Origin of the sequence: Maribacter sp., assembly GCF_016744255.1 — a bacterium.
In the GTDB taxonomy this organism is placed as follows: Bacteria; Bacteroidota; Bacteroidia; order Flavobacteriales; family Flavobacteriaceae; genus Maribacter_B.
On record NZ_JADGES010000001.1, the window covers coordinates 93,729 to 118,718 of the forward strand.

Here is a 24,990-nt window from a genome sequence, read left to right on the forward strand (position 1 = left end):
TTAAGGCTTTTTTAATGCCTTTACCATAAACTGAGAAACCTCCTCTATACCATCTAATTCTTCAACCACGAACTTTATTATTTCTTTTTGCCTTTCCGGATTTTTCTCTACTCGTAAAACATATTGATGGTCCTTAATATTTTTTACATGGTTTGCAAATGCATGCGATTGGTGCCAAGCTATTTCTTCTAGTTTTTTATTCTGCTTTACTATTCTATTTATTATTGGGTTTACTATAAAAACAATTTCAATTAACACCACAATTACGGAAAGTATAGCAAGATACTTCTCTAAAATCATCATGTTTTTTATATCCTTTTCTGATTTTTTTTGAAATTGCCCAACAATTCTATCCATTATTTTTAAAAAATTTTCTTCATTATATTTTAAATCTTTAATGGAAACTTTATCCATATCCTTTATATCATTCAAAGCATAAAATATACCATCCAAAAAAGGCTGAAGTTTATCAAAATTTATTTGTATCTCTTTGGTATCTAAAGGGTACACTCCTACTTTTTCATTGCCTATTTGCAAATCCTCATTTATTCTAACCAAAGTGGTTAACGTTGACTTTAAATCTCCATATTCGCAATTATTCCCCATTTTACAATTGTAAAATTCTTTTACTGCTTTCTGACTTAACATGCGCTGCCTACCTGCAATATTTACAACCACAGTATCTGAACTTTGTTTTGCCAAGGAATATTGCACAATAGACTGTGTTACTACAGTTAGCAAAATTATAGTTAATACTAATAAATAATATGCATTGAATCCTTTTTTAAAATTCCTTTTAAAAAATTTTCTCAATACAGCTGTAATTAAATTTATTTTCAATGTAATCGGATTTTTCCTACAATTTATTGCGATAATATTTCTCTAACAAGAAAATGTTGTATAATTCTACTTTTTCAAGGTGTACACTTAAATGAAAAAAAAACAGCGTAAAAAAAAATCTAAATTGCTAAAGCAATTTAGATTTTAAAAATTTTGAAAGAAAACCTATACTAGTAAAGAACTCTAAATTTGATAGTGTTATCAACATCCTTAAGTGCTTTAAGCACTTCTTTATCGTATTCTTTATCTAAGTCAGAAATTACATAACCAACCTCATTATCCGTAGATAGATATTGCGCTGAAATATTCATCTCATACTTTGCCAACACCTCATTAATTTTAGCCATTATTCCAGGTACATTCTTATGAATATGCAAGAATCTATGTGCCTTATTCTGTTTTGGCAATCTTATATTAGGAAAATTTACTGCATCTACCGTATTTCCTGAATTTATATAATCCATTATTTTATTTGGCACAAAATCAGCTATATCTCGTTGTGCCTCTTCTGTACTACCACCAACATGAGGAGTTAATATTACATTTGGCAACCCTTGAAGCTCTGAAAGAAACCCTCCATTGCTTCTAGGCTCTTCTGGATAAACATCTATTGCTGCGCCAGCCAATTTACCACTCTTAAGAGATTCTGCCAGAGCTTTAACATCGAGTACAAATCCTCTAGAAAGATTTATAAGCATTGCTCCTTTTTTCATTTGGTTAATTTCTCTTTCCCCTATGAAATTTTTATTCGCTTTATTATCATCAATATGCAGAGTAACTACATCTGAAACGGATAATAAATCTTCTAAAGTATTGCATTTAACAGCATTACCTAGGGCTAATTTATCATCTACATCATAATAATAAACACGCATACCAATAGCTTCTGCTAATACAGAAAGTTGTTTGCCTATATTTCCGTAACCAACAATTCCAAGATTTTTACCTCTTACTTCTCTAGAGTTAGCTGCTGTTTTATTCCATTGACCAGAATGTATTTCTGAACTTCTTTGAAAAACAGAACGCATTAACATTATTATTTGCCCTATTGCAAGCTCCACCACGGAACGGGTATTACTATAAGGAGCATTAAATACTACTACCCCATTATTTTTACAATAATCTAAATCTATCTGCGTAGTACCTATACAAAATGCCCCAACAACTAATAGTTTATCCGCAGCATCTATAACCTTCTTTGTAACTTGTGTTTTAGACCGTATTCCTAACACATGTACTCCTTTTATCTTTTCTATTAACTCTTCTTCCGGAATACTGTGCTTTACCAATTCTACTGTAAAACCTTCTTCCGAAAGGTTTTTAAAAGCATCTGGATGCACATTTTCTAATAATAAAATTTTAATTCTATTCTTTGGGTATGATATATTTCTTGGCAAATCGTTCACAAATAAAAATTCATCTAGGTTAGGTGTAATATAATCCGCATTACTTGCTGCTTTTTCTCTATGCACATTTTCGGTATATGCAAAAAATTTATGTGCTATACCTGCTTCGCGCATTACATAATCGCTATAGCCATCACCAATAACTTGGACTTCTCCTTCCAAATTCATTTGCTTTAGGCATTCTATTTTCCCATTGTGTTGTGATAATACATTATCATTATCAAAACCAACTATTTTTCCTTCTTCATCAAATTTAAACGTATTGGCGTAAACCCTATCTACTGGAATATTATATTCCGCCACAATGGGGACTATAAATTCTTTAAATCCACAAGAAATCACATAAATATCGTCTGAAAATTTTTCGAAAAACTCTTTATTAGATTCTATAGATTTTGAAATTTTCTGCTTTAATTCTTCTACCAACTGCGATAAATCATCCTTGTGCGCGTTTAGTAATTTTATTCTTTTTTCTAAGGACTCTGTAAAGGAAATATCCCCATCTATTCCTAAGTTGGTTATTTTCTGAATTTCGTCTATAACTTCTTCCCGATTAGATTGCCCTTCTAAGGTCATTTCAGCTAAAATATCCAAAGCCTCCACCCTTGTTAAAGTACTATCAAAATCGAAAACGTATTTTCTTTCCAAAGCAATATCTATTTAAAAAAAATTAAGCTGTAAAAATAAAAATTAATTCTGTCTGATGTTAGTCGAAAAGGTAAATAAAACAAAATGATTACAGTTTGATATTATTTACATAAAAAAAATCCTTAATTGTTACTAATTAAAACCATCACTAACGATACAAGATTTGCTTGTTTACACATTAAAAGAAAAGTTTGTAATTCATTATTTTCATAACAAAAGCCAAACAACCTTTTGAATCTTCGATTAATAAATTAAAAGTAAGTTTTAAAGCGGAACATTATACGTCTTTCTTAATTTTATTTGTAAAATCGAGCAACATATCTACTATTTTTTATTATTTCATCTTGTGTTAATAATTTTATAAAAATTATACCTCCTTTAGAATGCTCTATGGTCTTCTATTTTTTTACATCAAACTTATTTACTAAGGATATTAAATCCTAAATTTCTGTACCCTTTTTACACCCCGAATTTCCTTGTGACTTACCAAACTAGTGTAAGCGTTCTTTACTCCATCAAACGATTATAAATACTGTGTTTAACACTGAAAAACAAAGATTAAAAAAAGAAAAATACGATAGCTACATTGCTTTTCATAGCTATTATTTTATATGTAAATAAACTAATCCCGTTAAAATAGCAATCCCAAAACTTACTAGAGTACCTATTAGAATATATTCAGTAAGCTTTCTATTATTACTTTCCTTTAAATCGTTAAAACGAAAAACAGATTTGGCGGTTATCAATAACCCTATAACCTCCCATCTACCCAAAATAATAAATAGCAATACAAATAGTCGCTCAATAATACCAATATACTTCCCTGCATTGGGTAAAGATTTATGATCAACGGGTATCTGACTAGACATACTCTCTAATAATTTAGACATTATTATTGCTGCCGGAAAGCTAACAAATACCATCGCCGTAATTAAGGCCCAATCTATACCCTGAAACAAACTTAATGTGTGATTACATAAATTTCCATAAAAAACACAGACATAAAGAACTATCAAATGAAAAAGTTGGTCCACAAAAAATGGGATGCTTTTATTCTTAAATGCTGGTGTAATATAAAGTTTTAATATATCTATTATTAAATGCGAAAAGGCTATGATTAATGCTATATACCAAAGACTAATATCCCATAGCAAAAGCATTGTAACTATTAAATGCACCAATGCATGTATATACAAATATTTAGATCCTATTTTATTGGCCTCTTTATGTATTACCCATTTGGAAGGTTGTAAAATAAAATCTCCTATTAAATGCGCTAAGAATAATTTAATCCAAAGTATCATGCTTATATTTCTTTGCTTATTTCTGTATAATAGTTTAGTAAATCTAAAACCAAATCTAATCTTGCTCTTTTAAAACGCTGACTTACTGCGGATTGCTGTATACCCAGCTGTTTTGCTATTTCCTTTTGTGATATTTCTCGATTATGGAGCACTATACTGACAATTTCAGCTGAAACTACGCTCCAATCATCCATAAAATCTAATGCTAGCTTTAACATTAAGTTCAAAGTTCTATCCGTTACCGCATTTCCTGTAGCAACAGCCATATTGGTTTTCGCTTGTTTTAGCATCCCCAATGTTCTTCCAGAACGTTGATAAGCTAATCCGTTAGACTCCGTAACTCCGTTACCAACGTACGTCTCATCACCAAAACCTATTCCCATGCGAACGTCTAATTTTTTAACATGCTTAAGTAACGCTTTTAGATGAATAGCCTCCTTCAGCGCCTTTTCTACAGGGAGTTTTACCTGAAATTCATCTCCACGATACACTTCCCAATCCATAGGCGTGCCTCCTATTGTTGCTAAATGATTCTTTAATATAGGTATCCATTCCTCTGAATTATAATTCCCAGAATTTACGATATCACCAGTTATAATTGCAATCATAATTATAAGTTATAATGCTAATATATAAAAATATAAGCAAAATTACTAATAAATAAAAATATAAGCTTTTCTAAAACCATCGCCTTACCTTAGAGCAATACGTTTTATACTCCTTACCAAACCTATCGTATAAAGCTTTCTCCTCCGGAAAAATTTGAAAACGATTCATATAATGCACAAAAAGCACAGCAACAATATAATTAAATGTATTTCCCAACCACATACACCATCCTAAAAGAACTAATAACAAAGCCATATACATAGGATTACGCGAATATTTATACAAACCATTTGTGACCAAAAAAGATACTTTATCTGGTTTTCTTGGATCCACGGTTGTTTTTTGCTTAAAAAATTGAACCACTGTAAGAATTCCAATAAAAAAAGCAATTACAAATAAGAAGTTCATCATATACATTCTACCAAAAAAATGAAAATACCCAAAAGGTAAGAATCTAGCAAGAAGATACATTAGTAATCCAGAAACAGAAAGGACAACTACTGGTGGTGGTATTTTTAATTTCATTCTATAAAATTACTATTTTTGATTAGGACGATAACATCTAAACCAAAAATCGCTCTTAATATTTTATATTTATGAAACTTGTATTTGCTACCAATAATTTAAATAAATTAAAAGAAGTACAACTTTTAGTTCCGGAACACATAACCTTACTTTCTTTAAAAGATATAGGCTGTACAGAAGATATACCAGAAACAGCAAACACCTTAGAAGGTAATGCACAACTTAAAGCAAACTACATAACAAAAAAATACAACCTACCTTGTTTTGCTGATGATACAGGATTATTAGTAAACGTCTTAAACGGAGAACCTGGTGTATATTCCGCTAGATATGCTGGAGAACAAAAATCCTCCGAAGATAATATGAATCTCCTTTTAGAAAAATTAAAAAACAAAACGGATCGATCCGCGCATTTTAAAACTGTAATTGCACTGAATATAAACAATACACAAACTCTTTTTCAAGGAATTGCAAAAGGTGAAATAACAAAAACCAAAGAAGGCTTAGAAGGCTTTGGTTATGACCCTATTTTTAAACCCGAAGGGTATAATAAAACCTTTGCTGAACTCTCCATAAAAACAAAAAATTTAATTAGCCATAGAGGAAAAGCAATGATACAATTGATGGAACACTTAAATATTCTGTTCCATTAATATTCTAAAAAAGAACGAATCCCTTCTTCTCTAAAGAAAATAAAAAATATTAATCCTAAATACATAGCCTTAAATAAAGGTGAATCTCCCTATTTACGGTCACTTTACAACATTACAGCTCATATTTAAAATAGTATTTCCTCAATCTAATTAATTACAGTACCTTTGCCGCTTTATAAAACGCCGCTGGTATAGCATGTGTTGCGCTGAGTATAAATGGGTTACAATAGTTAATCGCTCTATGCAACATTCGTATTTGCGATTAACATTTATACATTATGACAAAATTCAATGAATTAGGGCTAAAACAGTCCTTATTAGATGCTGTTACAGATTTAGGTTTTGAAACACCTTCTGAAGTACAAGAAAAAGCAATTCCTATTTTATTAGAAGGTGAAACCGATTTGGTTGCCTTAGCGCAAACAGGTACGGGTAAAACTGCTGCCTTTGGTTTTCCATTAATTCAAAAAATTGATAGTGATAGTAGAACTACGCAAGGATTAATTTTATCTCCTACACGGGAACTTTGCTTACAAATTACTAATGAACTAAAATTATATTCTAAATACGAAAAGAATATAAATGTAGTAGCCATTTATGGTGGTGCTAGTATTACAGATCAGGCTAGACAAATAAAAAGAGGAGCACAAATTATAGTAGCTACTCCTGGTCGTATGAAAGATATGATTAGTCGTGGTTTGGTAAACATTACCAAAATAGACTATTGTATTTTAGATGAAGCAGATGAGATGCTTAACATGGGTTTCTTTGAGGATATTAAAGATATCTTATCTAACACTCCCGATGAAAAATCTACATGGTTGTTTTCTGCAACTATGCCTAAAGAAGTATCTATCATTGCTAAAAAGTTTATGCACTCTCCTAAAGAAATTACGGTTGGCGCTAAAAACTCTGGAGCATCGACGGTACAACATGAATACTACCAAGTTAGTGGAAGAGATCGTTACCCTGCTTTAAAAAGGTTAGCAGATACTAATCCTGGTATTTTCTCTGTTGTTTTCTGTAGAACCAAAAGAGATACGCAGCGTGTAGCAGAAATGTTAATAGAGGATGGTTACAATGCTGGAGCTCTCCATGGAGATTTAAGTCAAAATCAGAGAGATTTAGTAATGAACTCTTTCCGTAAAAAACAAATACAAATGCTTGTAGCTACAGATGTAGCTGCCCGTGGTATTGATGTAGACAATATAACACACGTAATTAACTACCAATTACCTGACGAAATAGAAACGTATACACACCGTAGTGGTCGTACAGGTAGAGCTGGTAAATCTGGAATCTCTATAGTTCTTGTAACAAGAAGCGAAACCAGAAAAATTAGAGCAATTGAAAATAAGATAAATCAAAAATTTATACTTAAAACTATTCCAACAGGAATGGAAATTTGCGAAATTCAGCTATACCATTTGGCAAATAAAATAAAAGACGCTGAAATTAATGAAGAGGTTGAAAATTACCTTCCTGCTATAAATGATGTTTTTGCAGGCATTGAGAGAGAAGATCTTATAAAAAAGATTATATCTGCAGAATTTACTAGATTCCATGACTATTACAATAAATCTAAAGACCTAAACTCTCCTGACCGTGGGGAAAGAGATGAACGTCGTGAAAGAGGCGGAGAAATACCAACAAGTGGCTCTGTCCGTTATTTCATTAACGTAGGAGAAAAGGATGATTACGATTGGATGTCTCTAAAAGATTTTATTAGAGATACAGCTCAATTAGGACAAGAAGATGTTTTTAAAGTGGATGTTAAAGAGAGTTTTTCTTTCTTTAATACAGATGCATCTGTAACTCAACAAGTCCTTTCTACGTTTACTGAGTTTAAAGTAGATGGTCGTTTTGTAAATGTTGAAGTTTCTAAAAACCCTGGTGGTGGAAGAAGAAATAGCGGCGGTAGCAGTGGCGGCGGCAGAAGAACTGGCGGCGGCGGCGGTCGTGATAGAGGAAGAGATAGGGATAGTAGCGGAGGAAGAGACAGAAGTAAAAGAAGAGATAGTGGCTCTTCTTCTTCGCAAGGTGGCGGAGGAACTTTCTCTGGTAAACGGAGAACAAAAAAAAGAAATACAGACTTCTTTTAGTTAAACCTATATTAAAAAATACGCTTCGGCGTATTTTTTTTTTGTTTGCATGTATATTGCAGTATTTTAGAAGTATGAGAAAAGAGTTACTTATTATTTTTTGTTTTGTTTGTAGTGCTGCTTATAGCCAAGAAGAAACAAAAATTGTTGCTAAAACAGAAATTAGTGCTATTGTTATAAATGCACAGACGGATGCCCCCATGGAAAGTGTTCATATTGTGAACCTAAACCAAGTAAAGGGTACCATTACAAATGGCAAAGGACAATTTACACTTACAGCTGCAGTAAATGATACTTTATATTTCTCTTTTTTAGGTTTTAAATCGCAAAAGATTAGAATAACTAATGACATGTTTAAGTTTAAGGATACTAAAGTATCCCTAACGGAACTGGCCTATGCCTTAGAGGAAGTAATTGTAAGGCCATACCAACTTACAGGTTACTTAGAAATAGATGTAAAAAACCTACCTATAAACAATTCGTATCAGTATAGTATTTCTGGTTTATCTGTTGGTTATGAAGCAGGAAACAAAAATCCTAGCGCTGTAACTAAAGTACTCGGAGCCATCTTAAACCCCGCAGACCTACTCCGTAACTTGTTTGGTAAAAAACCAAACCAAATGCGGAAGCTTAGACAAATAAAGGAAGATGATGAAATTAGAAATCTATTAGCTTCTAAATTTGATAGAGAAACTTTAATGGAGTTGCTACAAGTTGAAAAAGTAGACATACAAGATATATTAAACAACTGTAATTATTCTAAATCTTTTATAACCACAGCAAATGATTTGCAAATTTTAGATGCAATCAGCGGATGCTACGAAGATTTTAAAGTACTCAACAGAGGTAAAAAAAGAAAATAAAATTGCATAACAACTTCTTTTTCTCTTCCTTGTTCTATAGCTTTATATAAAAATTTAAATAACCTTAAACCATTACAATGAAATTAAACTTGCTATCCACTAAAATCTTTACCCTAATACTCTTTACTACACTTTCAATATCCTGTAAAGACAAAACTAAAGAAGTTGATAAAGAAGAAACTAAAAAAGAAATATCTTCCTCTGTATACCAATGTCCTATGGATTGCGAAAAGGGAAAAACTTACTCTGAAAAAGGTTCTTGTCCTGTTTGTAAAATGGATTTAGCAGAAGTAGCTCACAAAGCTAAAGAGTGTAAAAAAGGAAAGAAAGATTGCAAGAAAGAAGATTGCAAAGAAAGTAAATGCCCTCATAAAGGGAAATGCGAAAAGAAAGACTGCAAGAAAGAAGACTGCAAGAAGAAAGATTGTAAAAAAGAGGAATGTAAAGGAGCAAAAAGTAGTGAATGCACAAAACACAGTAAAGACTCTAAGAAAGACGCTGCCTGTACTTGTAAAGACAAAAAAGATTGTACATGTGAAGAGGGAAAATGCAAGTGCCCTAAATGCCCTGAACATTCTTAATAAACAAAATTTCACAATAGAACCAATACGAACTTAGGTTTGTATAAAAGAAAAAGGCTATGATAAATCATAGCCTTTTTCTTTTATATTTCAATGTAGCAATTTAGCTTTCTAATTGTTCCTTTAAAGTGCGTAATCCTTCTTCAAAATCTTTCCCTACAGCTTTATCCATATTCATAAATAGCATCATAATACTTATTGGGAATTTATTTTTCCCTGAAAAACCCCAAGTTACCTCAGTTTTCCCGCCACCTATCTCCTTAACATCAAAATAACAATCTGAAGTAGATTTCCAAGGCTTAAGAAACCGAAGCTCTCCTTCTATTCTTTTCCCGTCTATGATTTTTGTAATTTCTTGTTCTCCCTCCCCTACTTCTTTATTTCCATTCCAATAACTAATTGCCCCTACTTCACCATCTGTTCCTGTTAGCTTTTTCTCCATATTCGGGTCTTTCCTTGCCCAAGGAGACCATTCTTGTTGTTTCTGCAAGTATTTAAGATGTTCAAAAACTTCCGATATTGGCTTATTAATCTCTATTTTTCTAAAAACATTATATCCTTTAGGCGCTATTAAACTTAAAATTAATAGCAGCAAAACAATCCCTACAATTACGTAAATTAATGTGTTCATTTCTGTGGTGGTTTTAGTTGATTACTCCTAAAAGTAATAAAAATTTAGCCTTCTTTAGAATAACGTTCCAAAATAGCATCTATACTTTTAATAGATTTCTTACTCCAATCTAATCGTTTATCTAACTTTTCTCCTTCCGTTAATTCCCAATCTAAGTCGCTACTCTTAAGCTTGTTAGTTAAACTTTGTAATATTATTGCTGCGGAAACAGATATATTTAAACTCTCGGTAAAACCGACCATAGGTACTTTTAAATATCCGTCCGCATTATCTATTACTTCCTGGCTTAAACCATCTTTTTCGGTTCCAAAAAAAAGAGCTGTCTTACCGTTTATCTCAAAATCATCCAAATAACAGGAATCGTTATGTGGTGTTGTTGCTATTATTTTATACCCTTCTTTGCGTAAACTCTCTATACAGTTCATAGTATCCTTATACTCGTAAACATCTACCCAATTTTGAGCTCCCATAGAAATTTCTTCATCCAAGCATTTAGCGTTTCGACCTTCAATTACATGCGCATTTTGAATCCCAAAAACCTCGCAACTACGTATTACGGCACTCATGTTATGTCTTTGAAAAACATCTTCAATGGCTACCGTTATATACTTTGTTCGCTCCTCTAGTATTACTTTAAAGCGCTCTATACGTTCTGGAGTAACAATTTCCTCTAAATAAGCCAAAAGCTTTTCATCTATCATGCCTCCAATATAATAAAAAGTATACTTTTATAATTATGAAAAAGAATATAGTTGTTCTAACTGGTGCTGGCGTAAGTGCCGAAAGTGGCATAAAAACTTTTAGAGATGCGGATGGATTATGGGAAGGCCATGATATTATGGAGGTAGCTACTCCACAGGGTTTTAAAAATAACCCAGCATTAGTACTCGACTTTTACAACCAAAGAAGAAAGCAATTATTAGACGTGGAACCTAATGCTGCCCATTATGCATTGGCATCTTTACAAGATAATTTCCATGTGCAGATTATAACCCAAAATGTAGATGACCTGCACGAACGATCTGGCAGCAAACAAGTTACTCATTTACATGGGGAGTTACTAAAAACAAGAAGCTCTATCGATGAAAATCTAATATCCCCTTGGAATAAAAACATAGAGTTAGGAGATTTATGTAGTAAGGGCTCTCAATTAAGACCACATATTGTATGGTTCGGAGAAGATGTTCCTATGATGGAAGAAGCCATACAAATTACAAAAAATGCAGACATTTTAATAATTATTGGCACTTCTATGCAAGTTTACCCGGCGGCTGGTTTAATAGATTATACACCAGAAAACACTCCTATTTATTTTATAGACCCTAAACCAAGTATTACAGAGAAAGACTATTCTTTATTAACTATTATAGCCGACTCCGCGACTAAAGGAGTTCCTACTGTCGTAAATTCTTTAATTGATACAATGCTCTAGAATGCAATACCCATTCTTTTATTAAAATCTTTTGATTCTCCGTAAGTTTAGCTTGTTCGTGTGTCCATGTATATTCTTTTAATGGCATTTCGCCATTATCTAAAGTTTCTACGACTTCTTCTAACTTATGGTCTTTTTCCTTATCGGAATAGGTAGCCCAATCGGAAAAATTTAAATGTTTTTTTCCATCTCTCACATGCTTAGACAACCAAAAAGAAACTGGGGCTATATTATTATACCAAGGATAATTCGTATTATCACTATGACAATCGTAACAGGTTTGCTCTAAAACAACCCTTACCTTTTCGGGAGGATTAGTCTCTGCTATAAAAACCTTAGTATGGTTACCAAGAGATTTGTTTTGTGTTGGTCTAAAAAACTGGGCAACTACAAAAGCAACCAACAGAGCAGTTGCTATTTTTTTTAGTATTTTCATTTGGGGAAACAAATTTCCTTAAAATTACATTTTTTTTATGAATAAAGAAGCTCTTTTAAATGCATTAGATTATGTGAACCACTCTAGAGAGAAACGACAAGAAATGGCTACTTTAATTCTTACTAATCCACATTTAATAGAACCACTACTATCTATTGCCTTTACTGTTGATAACCCAATCTCTTCCAGAGCTTGCTGGATATTAGAGTTTACCGCTAAAGAAAATCTAAGTTATATTTTCCCGTATCTAAACACTTTTACAATATCCTTACATAAAGTACATTTAGATTCCTCTGTACGTCCTATGGCTAAAATATGTGAATATCTAACAAAATCTTACTTCTCTAAGAAAGAAACACCCTGTAAAAAACACCTAACAAATACGCATTTAGAGCGTATTACAAGTAATTGTTTTGATTGGCTTATTGGAGACCACAAAGTGGCTGCACAAGCTTATTCTATGACATCCTTATTATTACTCGGACGCCAATACGATTGGATTTACCCAGAACTACGTATGGTTTTAGAACAAAACTATGCCAACGGTAGTACTGCCTATAAAGCAAGAGCTAGAATGACGTTAGAAAAAATAAAGTAAATTGTCTCTTGTAACATATACCAAAAATTGTAAAACAGATTAAACTTTTATAGACTTTTAAACTCCTGAACTTATAAGTATATTTGCGGCTTGTTAATTACTAATCAATTCTTAAGCAAATGTCACTTACGCAACTAAATGCAATTTCTCCTATAGACGGAAGATATAGTAGTAAAACCAATTCTTTATCTCCTTTTTTTTCCGAAGAAGCACTAATTAAATATAGAGTACGAGTAGAAATTGAATACTTCATTGCTTTATGCGAAATTCCACTACCACAATTAGCAAATTTTGACACTTCTAAATTTGGAGCCTTAAGAGACATCTATGAAAATTTTGACGCCAAAGATGCGCAAGAAATAAAAGATATAGAAAAAGTAACCAACCACGATGTTAAAGCGGTAGAATACTTTATTAAAAAAGCTTTTGATACTTTAGGTCTTAGCGCGCATAAAGAGTTTATCCATTTTGGATTAACCTCTCAAGATATAAATAACACCGCAATCCCTCTTTCTATAAAAGAAGCCATGAACGAAGTTTATGTGCCGCAATACCTTGAGGTAGTAGATAAACTTAAAGTATTGGTTAAAGAATGGGACGCTATTCCATTGTTAGCAAGAACGCACGGACAACCTGCTTCCCCTACTCGATTAGGAAAAGAAATTAATGTTTATGTAACTCGCTTAAAAGAACAATTTAATTTACTAAACGATATCCCAAGTGCCGCAAAATTTGGTGGCGCTACTGGTAATTATAATGCCCATGTAGTTGCTTACCCATCTATTGATTGGAAATCTTTTGGAGAAAAATTTGTACACGACAAGCTAGGGCTTCACCATTCTTTCCCTACCACCCAAATTGAGCATTATGACCATATGGCTGCTTTGTTCGATAACTTAAAAAGAATAAATACTATTTTATTAGATTTAGATAGAGATTTCTGGACCTATGTTTCCATGGACTATTTTAAACAAAAAATAAAAAAAGGAGAAGTTGGTTCTTCTGCTATGCCGCATAAAGTAAACCCAATTGATTTTGAAAACTCTGAAGGCAACTTAGGCATTGCAAATGCCATTTTTGAGCACTTATCTGCCAAACTTCCTGTTTCTAGACTACAACGAGATTTAACAGATAGTACGGTTCTTAGAAACGTTGGTGTTCCTTTTGCACATACTTTAATTGCTTTTCAATCTACTTTAAAAGGATTGAATAAGTTACTACTAAACAAAGCAAAATTTGAGCAGGATTTAGAAAACAATTGGGCTGTTGTTGCAGAAGCAATACAAACCATTTTAAGACGCGAAGCATATCCTAACCCATATGAAGCTTTAAAAGGCTTAACACGTACCAATGAAAAAATAACACAAGATTCTATGGCTAACTTCATAGATTCCTTAGAAGTGTCTAATGCTATTAAAGCAGAATTAAAAGCGATAACACCTAGTAACTACACTGGTATTTAATTCATCAATTCTTATTTATATAACACAAAAAAGCCTTTGAGGTTTTACTTCAAAGGCTTTTTTGTGTTATATAAGAACTAACTTATAACCTATCCTTCTTTATGAATTTCAACAGAATGTGGATAAGGAATTTCAATACCTGCATTATCTAATGCTATTTTACAATTCTCTAAGGTTCCAAAATAAACATCCCAGTAATCATCTGGTGTAGCATATGGACGTACAGCAAAATTCACAGAACTATCTGCCAAATCGGATACATTTACAGATGGAGCTGGATCCTTTAATACCTTTGGATCTGAAGTTAAAACACGCATTAAAACTTCTTTTGCTTTTTTAATATCTTCACCGTAACCTACACCAATAGTAAGATCTACACGCATTTTACCTTCTGCCGTATAATTAACAATGTTTCCGTTAGCCATTGGTCCATTAGGTACAATTGCTAATTTATTATCTGGCGTAACTAGTTTAGTAGTGAAAATTTCAATCTCCTTAACCACTCCTAATGTTCCTTGAGCTTCAATTAAATCCCCAATTTTGTATGGCTTAAATATGATTAATAAAACTCCTCCAGCAAAATTAGATAATGACCCTTGTAAAGCCAAACCAATTGCCAAACCTGCCGCTGCTATTACTGCTGCAAGACTTGTAGTTTCTACACCTAACGTAGAAATAACTGTAATTATCAAGAAAATCTTTAATGCCCAAGAAATTAGATTCAAAAGAAATTTCTGAAGAGACTCATCATAATCTTTCTTACTCATAGCCTTACCAGCAAGCTTTACTATTTTCCCTATAACCCATGAACCAATGATATAGATTAATATTGCACCTATTACCTTAGGTCCATAATCCATAATAAAATCCATTCCTTTACTCAACCATGAGTTTACATCTGTGTTCTCCATAATAATTTTAAAATTTTTAGTGTTTAGTAATTTAGACACGAATATAAATAGAAGGTCACTAAACTATTTTATATAAAATGAAAAAATCCCATTACGATTTACATCATAACAGGATATATTTTACACGAAAACTTACCAACTATTTAAGAAAATCTTTCAGTTGCCCTAAACCTTCCCCATTATAATTAGATTTCTCCATAGCTTTTATTACTTGTACCAAATGTGCCGGATTCATATTATTTCCTAAAACTCGGATTAAAGCAAACCCTTTTTCATCATTAGCTCCATATATAATAACCTCATCAATAGCATCTTCATGGCCTAAATACTTTATGGTTGCCTTTCCAAAGCTTGTATTCATCTTCATTAACTCGGTATACTTTTTATTTTTTAAAATCCCCTTTACATTTAATTTCTCAGCTGCATAGTCTGCTATATTTTCGGGAGTTTTTTTAAAAGCCAAAATATTCAATTTCTTTAAAGAGCTAACAGCCTCTTTTTGAGTAGCTGATAAATCTGCTTCTTCTAAATTTAGCACACTAGTTGGCACATCAAAAGAAATAAAATTAGGGTTCTCATAATTGTCCACATAGTATTCTTGAAGGCTTTGTGTTGATGCGCATGCACCCAATAAAAAAAGAATCCCAAAAGCTAATATATTTTTTATTATCGCTATCATTTTTTTTGATTGATTAAAAAAAAGCAGTTATCCTTTTAAAACGGATAACTGCAATTCTATTTTTATTATTTCCTTCCTGCTTTGTTTAATTCTTTTGGAAGATTCATCTTATTGGTAATCGCTCCTATCTTGTTTAAATCTATATCCCCAGTCATGGAAACCAAAACCGTTTCAAATTTTCTGCCGTTTACATCCACATCTACATTTTTTATACCAGAAACAAACATTAAAAGCTCCTTTACATGATCTTCGTCTTTACCACTTTTAATATAAAATTTTACGTTAACATCTTTGTCTTTAACGCGCATTAATTCTTCCATGGAAGATGATTTTAAATATTTTTTAACCGTAGAAGCCATATTTGCGGAAACCCCTTTGTCTTCAGTTATAAATACTTTAATTCCTTTAATACCCTTCGCAACATCGGCAAAATCTTTTGCCTCTTGATCATCGGTCATACTTCCTATCTTACTGACCAAATCAATCATTCCTTTATTAACGACTACGGTACCTACATTATCCATATCCTCATACTTATCGAAGATAGATTGCGAAAACCCAAATACAGGTAATAAGGCAATTGCTACTACTAAACTAAATTTTCTCATGACTTTTCTGTTTTTATCCTAGCCCCTTTGATTAATAAGGGGACTTTATAGGATGAATTATTAATTAATTGATTGATGATTATTTAATTACTGCTTTTTCCCTGCTTTATTTAATTCTTGAGGTAAATTCATTTTATTTGTTAATGAACCTATTTTGTTTAAATCTATATCTCCGGTAAGAGATAATAATACGGTTTCAAATTTTCTGCCGTTTACATCTACATCTACATTCTTCATACCAGTTACGAACATTAGCAATTCACTTACATGATCCTCATCCTTACCTTCCTTAATGTAGAACTTAATATTAGCATCTTTATCCTTTATACGCATTAACTCTTCTAGCTTTGCTGATTTTAAATACGCATTCATAGATTTAAGCATGTCTGCTGATACTGCTTTGTCTTCTGTAATAAATACTTTTAAATTATTAAGACTTTTAGCTATATCCATAAAGTCTTTCGCTTCGGGATCATCTACTTCAACATCTATTTTACTTAATAGGTTAAACATACTCTTATTAACTACTACAGCACTTACGTTATCTAAATCTTCGTATTTATCAAACAAAGATTGTGAGAAACCTGTTAAAGGTATTAGTGCTATTACTGCTATTATTAGGAACTTTTTCATGATTTATTATTATTTGTAATTGTAAATTTTTTGTTTTGTTGCTTCAAATTCATTTAAGTAAGCTACTTTTTGGGTACCCTTACTAAAGTTTTGCGCTAAAAGGTCTAATGCTTTTTTTGTTTCATTATAAGCATATTGAGCCTCTTTTTGCTCCGCTAATTTCTGTTCTTGGTATGTATTCCCAAAATAAAGACCAAAGGCAATAACTGCTACTGCTGCAACGCTAATCCATTTACTATAGTTATTTCTAGGTTTTAATGCTAGCTGCTTGGTAAACTGCTCTTCTTTGGTAGTAGAAAAATATTGAAACATGGGTCTGTATTGCTCCAGATGTGTAGCTACACTTTCTTGAGAGAAATACGTTCGTAATGTTTCTTCTTCTGCAACCGTTGTGGTAGCATCAAAATACTTTTCTAATAATTTTTCTATGTTATTTAATTCCATAGTTATGCTTTTGTGTTAATCTTTCTCTAACTGTTTTTCTTGCTCTAGATAACGCCACTCGTATTGCTGTTGGCTTCATATCTAATAATTTTTCTATTTCTTCAAAGGTATATTGCTCTACATCTCTCAACTGCAATACCATTTTTTGTTGCTCGGGTAATTCATTCATTATTTTCTCTACCCAATTAACACTGTCTTTAGCTTCAATATTCTTTTGAAGCGAGTTATTATCATCTCCATAATTACTATGCACCAACTTTAAATTCGACGCCTGTTTCGATTTTAATCTATCCAAACAGAAATTCTTAGTCATAGTCATGGCAAAAGCCTCTACATTATTATAGTTCTCCATCTTAGCTTTTTTAGACCAAAGCTTTAATAGTACTTCTTGAGTAGCATCTTCTGCTTCCTCTGTAGATACTAGTAAACGCTTAGCAAGTCTAAATAACTTGTCTTTAAAAGGCATTACCAGATTAGTAAATTCTGACTGTTTCATTTTAGCTGGTTGGTTGCAAACCTATTAATTGGTCTACATAAGGAAGACGAAGTACAACGATTTTTGTTACAAAAAATTTTTTATTTCTATTTATGTGCCTATTTTGGACAACTATTTACACCTATATATACGTAAGTATACAAATAAAAAAGTGCCTCCACATCTGCTTATTACATTGTTGGAATAGTATTTGAAGGTATTTTTATGATAAAATAAAAACTATGAAAAAGTATTTTTTACTATTCCTTTCTGTAGGGCTCCTATTTACCTCATGCAACAATGATGATGATAATTTCGCCCCAGACGAGATTGTTGTACAAGATTTTATGTGGAAAGCAATGAATTACTGGTATTTTTGGCAAGCAGATGTAGCTAATTTGGCAGATGATAAATTTTCTAACACAGGAAATGACCAGGCTTATCTAGATTTTTTAGCTAGTGAAACTGATCCAGGAAACTTCTTCGATAACAAACTATCTTTCTCTGAAGATCGTTTTAGTTTTTACTCTGACGATTATACAGAACTTACACAAGCCCTTTCTGGTATTTCTAAAAGCAACGGCTTAGAATTTGGACTTGTAGCCTTTAGTGAAGGAGAAAATATCTTTGGATATGTTCGCTATATAATTCCAAATTCTGATGCCGCTACAAAAGATATTAATAGGGGTGAATTATTTACTGGAGTAAATGGAACAACACTTACTAGAACAAATTATGTAGATCTACTTTTTGGAGATGCAGATACCTATACACTGAATATGGCTTCTATTAATACCAATAACGAAGTTGAGCCTAACGACAAAGAGGTTACTTTAACTAAATTAGAAGGCCTTGCTGAAAACCCAGTATTCCTATCTAAAACTTTTGAGATTAACGGTGAAAAAATAGGGTACCTAGTTTATAATGGGTTTACTAATGAATATGATGAAGGCCTAAACAATGTCTTTGGAGATTTTAAAACTGCTGGAGTTACCAATTTGGTTTTAGATTTACGATACAATCCTGGTGGCTCTGTAAATACTGCTCGCTTACTATCTAGTATGATTCATGGTACGAATACTACCGATGTATTTTTAAGACAACGCTGGAATAATAAATTGCAATCGGAATTTTCAGAAAATCAATTGGTAGATAAATTTGGAGACAAAACAAGCAACGGAGCAGCTTTAAACAGGCTAAATTTATCTAAAGTATATGTACTTGCAACCAATGGCTCTGCTTCTTCAAGTGAATTAGTAATGAATGGTTTAGCTCCGTATATTGATGTTGTACATATTGGTGAGAAAACAAAAGGAAAAAATGAATTCTCTATTACTATGGTAGATGATTCTGGTAACAATTATATCTATAGTAAAGCAAGAGAAAATAAAATTAACACAAAAAACAGATGGGCTATTCAACCATTAGTTGGTAGAAACGAAAATGCCGATGGCTTCTCTGATTATACTACTGGCTTAGTACCAGATATTGAACTAGAAGAAGATCTAGCAAATTTAGGTGTATTAGGAGAGCAAAACGAACCTTTATTAGCAAGAGCTATTCAAGAAATTACTGGTGTATCTGGCAAAAGAGATTTTACTGTAAAAATGCCTGCTAAGGTTCTTACCGATTCTAAAATGTTTAGCGTTTTAAAAGACAATATGTTCTTAGATAAGCCATTGAATATTGGTAGCAGTATGCAATAAGAAAAGTATTTAAATATAAAAGAGGGCTCTATATCTATAGAGCCCTCTTTGTTTTTATAGTATTCCGCATATTAAGAACGAGTATACTATCTTTCCGCTATTCCGTTATAATAAATTCCTCCTGGTATAATAGAAACTTCTTTAGAAGTTAATAAAGAATTATCTGTAAGATCATATACTTCTAAAGAACCATTACTAACGTAATTTTTAGCATCTACACCGTAAAGCTTTCCGTCAATAACTGCCATGTCGTAAAAACTAAGTCCCGTAATTTCTGAAGTAGTTGGTAATGCTGTACTTTTTGCATCCATAGCATAAACAGAACCAGACATATAATAATAAAGATTTGCTCCATCTACTTCTAAGCTTCCAGGATGCTCTGTTTCTGCAAAGTTCAAGGTACTAGCAACAGTATTATTTGTTGTATTAATTTTATCCATTTGCCCAGCTGTCTCACTTCCTGTCCAAGAAGGGTTTCCTCCAGAAATAACCCAAAGATTACCATCCGCATCTAATTGTAATGAATTTGGACGATCACCAACAGCAATAGTAGTCGTAACCGCATTAGTAGTTGCATCAATAACAGAAACCACATTATTTTGGTTATAACCTCCCTGTTGCGCAACATAAACCATATTATCTTTTACTACAATACGCTCTGGTCCTTCTACAACAGAAATTGTAGTTTCAACTGTGTTACTTTCTAAATTAATTACAGCAACATAATCATCATCAGGATTAGACCCATCTCCCCAGTTAGTAACATACCCTTTTCCATTAGCAATAGCCATATAACGTGGGTTTAAAAAATCGGCCTTACTTGGTCCTCCTATAGTAGCAACAGATTCAAAAGTATAGCGATTAACCACTTCTACTTTTTGAGACCCATTCATTACTATATAAGCATAATCACCATTAAAAGCCATACTTTGTGCATTATCTCCCCACGCAGTTACTCCATTTACAGATTTAAAAATGCCATTTTGTACATCAGATAAATCGTTAGATATAAAAGACACAGAAGCATTTCCCTGTCCAAAGTTACCTTCATGACTTACTAGTATTCCATTCTCAAAAGGATAAGAATCATTATCCGTAATTGTTAAGGTCACCGAACTATTAGAACCTATAACATCTTGTGTGTTACTAGTAGATGTAATTGTTAAAATAAGCGCTTCTGATGGTTCTACATCTTCATCATCTATAAGAACTAAACTTTGCTCTATCGTTGTTTCTCCTGCAAGTAAAATAGCGGAACCAGATAAAGCAGTAAAATCTTCTCCAGACGTAGCTGTACCAGAAACCTCATAATTAACGGTTACATCCATATCATAGGCCTCAGTAGTTGTAATAGTCACTGCAACCGTACCCGCTCCTTCTTCATAAGAATCTTCTACTGTAGATATTCCTACCGTTCCTGGCACTTGCTCATCATCATCACTACAAGATGCAAATAATAATGTGGCCATAGCCGCTGTTAACATAAAGTGTTTGAATTTCATTTTTAAAAATTTAATATTAATTGTGTTTGAATGTTTCTGTTTGGCATTGGACGCAATGCTATATTTTCATAATAGATATTGTAAAGATTATTTATAGTAATCCCCAAAGTATATTTAGGGCCTTTATTAAAAAGGTTCCCCGTATATGTTGCACCTATGTTCGCTGTTTGATATTCATCTAATTCTCCTCCAATAATAGAAACAGAACCATTATACAAATGTTGATAGAATATATTAAGACCAGATATTCTGTACGTCAAGGAAGCATTCCCTCTATGAAATGGAACATAAATGAGCTGTTCCTTTGTTTCTTTATCCTCAGAAACCGTATAGGCGTAGTTTAATTTAAAATTTACCTCTTGTTTCTTATTTATAGGATATGTTACTTCTGCCTCTCCTTCTGCCCCATAAATTTGAACATCATTAATATTTATAGGCGCCCAAAATCCTCCATCTCCAGGAAGCCACTTAATCATGTCCTTTGTTGCTATATAATATGTATTAACCTTTAGAGATACACCTCCAAATTTTAAGCGATTTCCTAAATCTACTTGATACGATTTTTCTGGAACAAGATTTAAGTTCCCTCCTGGTTGCCAATACAAATCATTAAACGTTGGCGTTCTAAAGTTTTTAGAAGCATTTAGTTGTATGCCATAATGATTATTAAAATCATATTTACCATCTAAAGAAAATACCAAAGGGCTAGAAAAATCGGAAGAGAAATCTTGTCTTACACTAAAATTATATGCCGTTCTTGGAGAAATTGTGTGTTTTATAAGTGCCGTAGCAGAAAAATCATTCCTTTTAGGGTCTCCAAAACTTCCGCCTTTGCCTATATAATTATTATATTCTAAGAAAGAGTTTAATCTAAAAGCCTTAGATAATTTCATATCCAAAGAATAGCGAGCCAAAAAATTAGATACTTTTCCAAAAGAGTAATTATCTACGTCTTTATTCTCAAAATACTTAAACTCTTCTTGCAAATATGCTAGCTTAACTTTGGAAACTGCTTTTTTTCCAAAACGCCCCCATTCTAATTGCGTACGGTAATGATTGTCTTTATACTTACTTCTACCTAGAACAAATAGGTTTCCAGATAAGTTCCTTTCCCCAATAAAACTTTGGTGATATATTTTTAAAACCTGCTTTTCAGAGAGAACATAACCAGCATTAAAATTTAAGTTAAGATTCTCAAATTCCCCGTTTTTATTAATCTCATCGGTCTCTAAGTATTTGTAATTATTATCCGATTTATTGTAATTAATTCCGAAACTATAAGAAGCTTTTCTATTACTAAAACTTTGATTAAAGTTTACTTTTTTTGTTTCAAAACTACCGTAACCAATAGAAACTTGATTGTCAAAGTGTTTTTCAAAACGTAAATCATTATTCAAATGTATACTACCACCTATAGCCCCAGAACCATATTGCACGCTACCTCCTCCACTACGAATACCAATAGAATTGTAATTAAAAGGATTTATAGTGTTAAAATCTACTTGTCCGTTTAACTGAGAGTTTATATTAATTCCGTTCCAAATAACTGCGGTATGTGAGGCATTAGTTCCTCGAAAGGCAGGTGAAGACACCATTCCAAAACCATTCTCCTTAAAATAAATATTAGAATTAAAAGCTAATAACGATGTAAGAAATACATTATTACGTTGTATAGCACTGTCCTTTAAAACAGTAACCTTATGGCCATCTGCATAACGTTTTACGCGAACATCAGAAACAACAACTTCATCCAGTTTAATAATGGAATCTTGCTGTGCAGACATTGTAGTTGCACTAAATAGAACTAAAAATGAAATTAAAATTAAATTTTTCATCACAACAACGACCTTTTACCCGAAAGTCAATCGAATCTTTAATTTGGAATTTGGCAGGTCTCCTGACTTGCGTACTACTATTCACCTTCCCATTATTTTACTAACAGTGGTATTGAAGAAATAGCAGCCATCTTACATTTGCATCTTTCATGCAATAGCAAAACTAAGCTTACAGTTGCGGGAACAGTTCCGGAATTTAACCAGATTCCCTTTTAATTTAATCACCGTGAAAGTGATAAAACCAAATTCATTACAAAAATAACATTAAATAAATTATTTATCCTCTTTTTTCTTGCTGAGTTTATATGCTAACCAAATAAAACCAACCACAAAATGCAGTAATATAATACCCGCAATTATGTAGATTATAGTATTAGATTCTCCCCTCATTAGAATAATTTTTGCCAAAATTATAATGTTTAACCATATAAAAAACTGACATTTGTCACATTTCACAACAAACGGATAACCTAATTTTGGCCCCTTATTATTCCAAATTTTATGAAAAATCACATCTTAATTGCTCTATTTTTAATTGTTATCTCCTGTAAGCAACAGGTAAATAAAATACCAAATTCAGAAGCCTCTAAAACTAGTTCCACACTCCGTTATGCAAACGGTTTCTCTATAGAAAAACAGGACTCGGGGGTCACTATACTAGAAATTACTTCGCCATGGCCCAATGCTGAAAATGGGTTTACATATGCCTTAGTTCCAGAAGAAAAAATGGCAACCATTTCTTTAAACAAAGAAGAGTATGATGCTATCATTACAATCCCTGTAAAGAAAATAATTGTTACCTCTACTACCCATATTCCTGTTTTAGAATCCTTAGGGGTAGACTCCACCTTAGTAGGCTTTCCTAATACCGATTATATTTCTTCTACTGCTACTAGAAAAAGAATAGATAATAAAGAGATTAGAGAATTAGGAAACAATGAATCTATGAATACAGAAATAGCATTAGAATTGCAACCAGATGTAGTTATTGGTTTTGGTATTGATAACCAAAACAAAGCATACAAAACTCTAGAAACAGCAAATATTCCTATTGTTTACAATGGCGATTGGACAGAGCAAACACCATTAGGAAAAGCAGAATGGATTAAATTCTTTGCCCTTTTCTTTAATCAAGAAAAAAAGGCAGATAGCATTTTTAACTCGGTGGAAAAAGAATATCTTAAAATTAAATCACTGGCCGCCAAAACCGATAAAAAAAGTACCGTTTTAAGTGGTGCCATGTTTAAAGATGTATGGTACTTGCCAGGAGGAAAAAGTTGGGCAGCGCAATATTTAAAAGACGCAAATACTAGCTACTTATGGGCAGACAACCAAGAGACTGGTAGTCTTTCTTTAAGTTGGGAAAAAGTATTAGCTACCGCGAAAAATGCCGATTATTGGGTTTCTCCTTCTCAATTTACAACCTACGAACAAATGGAAGCTGGCAGCCCTCATTACACCCAATTTAAAGCGTTTAAGAATAAAAAAATATACACTTTCGCTAATACCAGAGGCGAAACAGGAGGCTTATTATTTTTTGAGCTTGCCCCTAGCCGACCAGATATTGTTCTAAAAGATTTAATTTATATATTTCACCCAGAAATTTTACCAAACTATAAACCGTTCTTTTACCAACCTTTACAATAAGTGGAACCAAACAAAACATACTTAAGAGCTTTCTTTTTATTGTCTTTGCTATTAGTATTATTCTTTGGAATAAATATTAGCTTGGGTTCCGTTTCTATTCCTTTTTCAGATACGATAAGTTCTATTTTTGGTGGTAATACAACCAATGAATCGTGGAGCTATATTATTTGGAATTATAGAATACCCAAAGCTTTTACTGCAATTTTAGTAGGTAGCGGATTGGCCTTAAGTGGATTGCTTATGCAAACCCTATTTAGAAACCCATTAGCTGGTCCATTTGTATTAGGTATAAGCTCTGGAGCAAGTTTAGGAGTTGCTTTTTTAATTATGGGGTCTTCTATTTTCAGCAGCTTATTTTCTTTTAATCTAATATCTAACGTTTCTTTAGCCGTTACTTCTAGTATAGGTAGTTTTATGGTACTACTTGCTGTTATTATCGTAGCATCTAGAGTAAAAGAT

26 protein-coding genes and 1 riboswitch are annotated in these 24,990 nt (G+C 32.5%); of the genes, 10 read left to right on the top strand and 16 right to left on the bottom strand.

The features are described from left to right. The 5 genes from QZZ51_RS00455 to QZZ51_RS00475 form a co-directional block, all read right to left on the bottom strand. Positions 1–840: a type IV pili methyl-accepting chemotaxis transducer N-terminal domain-containing protein gene (locus tag QZZ51_RS00455; RefSeq protein ID WP_291864370.1), complete on the bottom strand. Its 840-nt coding sequence runs from the start codon at positions 838–840 to the stop codon at positions 1–3. A gap of 170 nt (positions 841–1,010) precedes the next feature. Beyond that, entirely contained in the window at positions 1,011–2,894 is a 1,884-nt protein-coding gene (gene serA / locus QZZ51_RS00460) for a phosphoglycerate dehydrogenase (RefSeq protein ID WP_291864371.1), read from the bottom strand. Between the two features lie 602 nt (positions 2,895–3,496). Beyond that, positions 3,497–4,198: a DUF3307 domain-containing protein gene (locus QZZ51_RS00465; protein WP_291864374.1), complete on the bottom strand. Its 702-nt coding sequence runs from the start codon at positions 4,196–4,198 to the stop codon at positions 3,497–3,499. A gap of 2 nt (positions 4,199–4,200) precedes the next feature. Then, the gene (locus QZZ51_RS00470; protein WP_291864376.1) at positions 4,201–4,806 is read right to left on the bottom strand and encodes a SatD family protein; all 606 of its coding nucleotides are present in this window, start codon (positions 4,804–4,806) and stop codon (positions 4,201–4,203) included. Positions 4,807–4,876: 70 nt separating this feature from the next. After that, a complete protein-coding gene (locus QZZ51_RS00475) occupies positions 4,877–5,332 on the bottom strand; it encodes an isoprenylcysteine carboxylmethyltransferase family protein (RefSeq protein WP_291864378.1) in 456 nt (151 codons plus the stop codon). A gap of 71 nt (positions 5,333–5,403) precedes the next feature. On the opposite strand from QZZ51_RS00475, the gene QZZ51_RS00480 reads away from it, so the two are divergent. From QZZ51_RS00480 to QZZ51_RS00495, 4 genes are all read left to right on the top strand, one after another. Next, positions 5,404–5,985: a non-canonical purine NTP diphosphatase gene (locus QZZ51_RS00480; RefSeq protein WP_291864381.1), complete on the top strand. Its 582-nt coding sequence runs from the start codon at positions 5,404–5,406 to the stop codon at positions 5,983–5,985. A gap of 278 nt (positions 5,986–6,263) precedes the next feature. Beyond that, positions 6,264–8,087 carry a DEAD/DEAH box helicase gene (locus tag QZZ51_RS00485; protein WP_291864383.1) on the top strand — a complete coding sequence of 608 codons (1,824 nt, stop codon included), beginning with the start codon at positions 6,264–6,266 and terminating at the stop codon, positions 8,085–8,087. A gap of 74 nt (positions 8,088–8,161) precedes the next feature. Beyond that, entirely contained in the window at positions 8,162–8,950 is a 789-nt protein-coding gene (locus QZZ51_RS00490; RefSeq protein WP_291864386.1) for a carboxypeptidase-like regulatory domain-containing protein, read from the top strand. A gap of 77 nt (positions 8,951–9,027) precedes the next feature. After that, entirely contained in the window at positions 9,028–9,531 is a 504-nt protein-coding gene (locus QZZ51_RS00495) for a heavy metal-binding domain-containing protein (protein ID WP_291864389.1), read from the top strand. Between the two features lie 103 nt (positions 9,532–9,634). Here QZZ51_RS00495 and QZZ51_RS00500 read toward each other — a convergent pair whose 3' ends face one another. Next, positions 9,635–10,162: an SRPBCC family protein gene (locus QZZ51_RS00500; protein ID WP_291864392.1), complete on the bottom strand. Its 528-nt coding sequence runs from the start codon at positions 10,160–10,162 to the stop codon at positions 9,635–9,637. Between the two features lie 44 nt (positions 10,163–10,206). Beyond that, positions 10,207–10,863, bottom strand: coding sequence for an RNA methyltransferase (locus tag QZZ51_RS00505; protein ID WP_291864395.1), 657 nt, complete (start codon positions 10,861–10,863; stop codon positions 10,207–10,209). Positions 10,864–10,898: 35 nt separating this feature from the next. On the opposite strand from QZZ51_RS00505, the gene QZZ51_RS00510 reads away from it, so the two are divergent. Beyond that, entirely contained in the window at positions 10,899–11,594 is a 696-nt protein-coding gene (locus QZZ51_RS00510) for an NAD-dependent deacylase (protein ID WP_291864398.1), read from the top strand. Here QZZ51_RS00510 and QZZ51_RS00515 read toward each other — a convergent pair. After that, positions 11,557–12,030, bottom strand: a complete 474-nt coding sequence (locus QZZ51_RS00515) for a heme-binding domain-containing protein (RefSeq protein ID WP_291864400.1) — start codon at positions 12,028–12,030, stop codon at positions 11,557–11,559. The genes QZZ51_RS00510 and QZZ51_RS00515 overlap by 38 nt on opposite strands. 37 nt (positions 12,031–12,067) lie before the next feature. On the opposite strand from QZZ51_RS00515, the gene QZZ51_RS00520 reads away from it, so the two are divergent. Further along, positions 12,068–12,628, top strand: coding sequence for an adenylosuccinate lyase (locus QZZ51_RS00520; RefSeq protein ID WP_291864404.1), 561 nt, complete (start codon positions 12,068–12,070; stop codon positions 12,626–12,628). Positions 12,629–12,747: 119 nt separating this feature from the next. Continuing rightward, positions 12,748–14,091: an adenylosuccinate lyase gene (purB, locus tag QZZ51_RS00525; RefSeq protein ID WP_291864407.1), complete on the top strand. Its 1,344-nt coding sequence runs from the start codon at positions 12,748–12,750 to the stop codon at positions 14,089–14,091. A gap of 89 nt (positions 14,092–14,180) precedes the next feature. On the opposite strand, the gene QZZ51_RS00530 is transcribed toward purB, so the two are convergent. The 6 genes from QZZ51_RS00530 to QZZ51_RS00555 form a co-directional block, all read right to left on the bottom strand. Continuing rightward, positions 14,181–15,002, bottom strand: coding sequence for a mechanosensitive ion channel domain-containing protein (locus tag QZZ51_RS00530; RefSeq protein WP_291864409.1), 822 nt, complete (start codon positions 15,000–15,002; stop codon positions 14,181–14,183). Between the two features lie 139 nt (positions 15,003–15,141). Next, positions 15,142–15,681 (bottom strand): DUF4252 domain-containing protein, encoded by a 540-nt coding sequence (locus QZZ51_RS00535; protein ID WP_291864411.1) that lies wholly within the window; start codon positions 15,679–15,681, stop codon positions 15,142–15,144. Positions 15,682–15,746: 65 nt separating this feature from the next. Then, positions 15,747–16,289, bottom strand: coding sequence for a DUF4252 domain-containing protein (locus QZZ51_RS00540; RefSeq protein ID WP_291864414.1), 543 nt, complete (start codon positions 16,287–16,289; stop codon positions 15,747–15,749). An 87-nt stretch (positions 16,290–16,376) separates the two neighbouring features. Then, positions 16,377–16,922: a DUF4252 domain-containing protein gene (locus QZZ51_RS00545; RefSeq protein ID WP_291864417.1), complete on the bottom strand. Its 546-nt coding sequence runs from the start codon at positions 16,920–16,922 to the stop codon at positions 16,377–16,379. 9 nt (positions 16,923–16,931) lie between these two features. Further along, positions 16,932–17,366 (bottom strand): hypothetical protein, encoded by a 435-nt coding sequence (locus tag QZZ51_RS00550; RefSeq protein WP_291864419.1) that lies wholly within the window; start codon positions 17,364–17,366, stop codon positions 16,932–16,934. Next, on the bottom strand, positions 17,353–17,862 hold the full coding sequence (locus QZZ51_RS00555) for a sigma-70 family RNA polymerase sigma factor (protein ID WP_291864421.1): 510 nt from the start codon (positions 17,860–17,862) through the stop codon (positions 17,353–17,355). Before QZZ51_RS00555 ends, QZZ51_RS00550 begins: the two co-directional genes overlap by 14 nt. Before the next feature lie 221 nt (positions 17,863–18,083). On the opposite strand from QZZ51_RS00555, the gene QZZ51_RS00560 reads away from it, so the two are divergent. Beyond that, positions 18,084–19,547, top strand: a complete 1,464-nt coding sequence (locus tag QZZ51_RS00560) for a S41 family peptidase (RefSeq protein WP_291864424.1) — start codon at positions 18,084–18,086, stop codon at positions 19,545–19,547. Between the two features lie 86 nt (positions 19,548–19,633). Here QZZ51_RS00560 and QZZ51_RS00565 read toward each other — a convergent pair whose 3' ends face one another. Together QZZ51_RS00565 and QZZ51_RS00570 are read right to left on the bottom strand one after the other, a co-directional pair. Further along, positions 19,634–21,049 (bottom strand): Calx-beta domain-containing protein, encoded by a 1,416-nt coding sequence (locus QZZ51_RS00565; protein ID WP_291864427.1) that lies wholly within the window; start codon positions 21,047–21,049, stop codon positions 19,634–19,636. Between the two features lie 2 nt (positions 21,050–21,051). Then, entirely contained in the window at positions 21,052–22,884 is a 1,833-nt protein-coding gene (locus QZZ51_RS00570) for a TonB-dependent receptor (protein WP_291864428.1), read from the bottom strand. Positions 22,885–22,918: 34 nt separating this feature from the next. Then, positions 22,919–23,145, bottom strand: a riboswitch (cobalamin riboswitch). Positions 23,146–23,385: 240 nt separating this feature from the next. Here QZZ51_RS00570 and QZZ51_RS00575 point away from each other — a divergent pair. Next, positions 23,386–24,531, top strand: a complete 1,146-nt coding sequence (locus tag QZZ51_RS00575) for an ABC transporter substrate-binding protein (RefSeq protein ID WP_291864431.1) — start codon at positions 23,386–23,388, stop codon at positions 24,529–24,531. Continuing rightward, on the top strand, positions 24,532–24,990 hold a 459-nt coding region (locus QZZ51_RS00580; protein ID WP_291864435.1), incomplete at its 3' end, for an iron chelate uptake ABC transporter family permease subunit. It abuts the gene before it with no gap.

What these genes read in the sequence shown, in the direction of transcription:
- QZZ51_RS00480 (WP_291864381.1), top strand. Translation starts at nt 5,404, where the DNA reads ATGAAACTTGTATTTGCTACCAATAATTTAAATAAATTAAAAGAAGTA.
- QZZ51_RS00540 (WP_291864414.1), bottom strand. Translation starts at nt 16,289, where the DNA reads ATGAGAAAATTTAGTTTAGTAGTAGCAATTGCCTTATTACCTGTATTT.
- QZZ51_RS00550 (WP_291864419.1), bottom strand. Translation starts at nt 17,366, where the DNA reads ATGGAATTAAATAACATAGAAAAATTATTAGAAAAGTATTTTGATGCT.
- QZZ51_RS00465 (WP_291864374.1), bottom strand. Translation starts at nt 4,198, where the DNA reads ATGATACTTTGGATTAAATTATTCTTAGCGCATTTAATAGGAGATTTT.
- QZZ51_RS00565 (WP_291864427.1), bottom strand. Translation starts at nt 21,049, where the DNA reads ATGAAATTCAAACACTTTATGTTAACAGCGGCTATGGCCACATTATTA.
- QZZ51_RS00545 (WP_291864417.1), bottom strand. Translation starts at nt 16,922, where the DNA reads ATGAAAAAGTTCCTAATAATAGCAGTAATAGCACTAATACCTTTAACA.
- QZZ51_RS00500 (WP_291864392.1), bottom strand. Translation starts at nt 10,162, where the DNA reads ATGAACACATTAATTTACGTAATTGTAGGGATTGTTTTGCTGCTATTA.
- QZZ51_RS00515 (WP_291864400.1), bottom strand. Translation starts at nt 12,030, where the DNA reads ATGAAAATACTAAAAAAAATAGCAACTGCTCTGTTGGTTGCTTTTGTA.
- QZZ51_RS00575 (WP_291864431.1), top strand. Translation starts at nt 23,386, where the DNA reads ATGAAAAATCACATCTTAATTGCTCTATTTTTAATTGTTATCTCCTGT.
- QZZ51_RS00555 (WP_291864421.1), bottom strand. Translation starts at nt 17,862, where the DNA reads ATGAAACAGTCAGAATTTACTAATCTGGTAATGCCTTTTAAAGACAAG.
- QZZ51_RS00570 (WP_291864428.1), bottom strand. Translation starts at nt 22,884, where the DNA reads ATGAAAAATTTAATTTTAATTTCATTTTTAGTTCTATTTAGTGCAACT.
- QZZ51_RS00505 (WP_291864395.1), bottom strand. Translation starts at nt 10,863, where the DNA reads ATGATAGATGAAAAGCTTTTGGCTTATTTAGAGGAAATTGTTACTCCA.
- QZZ51_RS00520 (WP_291864404.1), top strand. Translation starts at nt 12,068, where the DNA reads ATGAATAAAGAAGCTCTTTTAAATGCATTAGATTATGTGAACCACTCT.
- purB (WP_291864407.1), top strand. Translation starts at nt 12,748, where the DNA reads ATGTCACTTACGCAACTAAATGCAATTTCTCCTATAGACGGAAGATAT.
- QZZ51_RS00495 (WP_291864389.1), top strand. Translation starts at nt 9,028, where the DNA reads ATGAAATTAAACTTGCTATCCACTAAAATCTTTACCCTAATACTCTTT.
- QZZ51_RS00510 (WP_291864398.1), top strand. Translation starts at nt 10,899, where the DNA reads ATGAAAAAGAATATAGTTGTTCTAACTGGTGCTGGCGTAAGTGCCGAA.
- QZZ51_RS00535 (WP_291864411.1), bottom strand. Translation starts at nt 15,681, where the DNA reads ATGATAGCGATAATAAAAAATATATTAGCTTTTGGGATTCTTTTTTTA.
- QZZ51_RS00560 (WP_291864424.1), top strand. Translation starts at nt 18,084, where the DNA reads ATGAAAAAGTATTTTTTACTATTCCTTTCTGTAGGGCTCCTATTTACC.
- QZZ51_RS00475 (WP_291864378.1), bottom strand. Translation starts at nt 5,332, where the DNA reads ATGAAATTAAAAATACCACCACCAGTAGTTGTCCTTTCTGTTTCTGGA.
- QZZ51_RS00530 (WP_291864409.1), bottom strand. Translation starts at nt 15,002, where the DNA reads ATGGAGAACACAGATGTAAACTCATGGTTGAGTAAAGGAATGGATTTT.
- QZZ51_RS00485 (WP_291864383.1), top strand. Translation starts at nt 6,264, where the DNA reads ATGACAAAATTCAATGAATTAGGGCTAAAACAGTCCTTATTAGATGCT.
- QZZ51_RS00470 (WP_291864376.1), bottom strand. Translation starts at nt 4,806, where the DNA reads ATGATTGCAATTATAACTGGTGATATCGTAAATTCTGGGAATTATAAT.
- QZZ51_RS00490 (WP_291864386.1), top strand. Translation starts at nt 8,162, where the DNA reads ATGAGAAAAGAGTTACTTATTATTTTTTGTTTTGTTTGTAGTGCTGCT.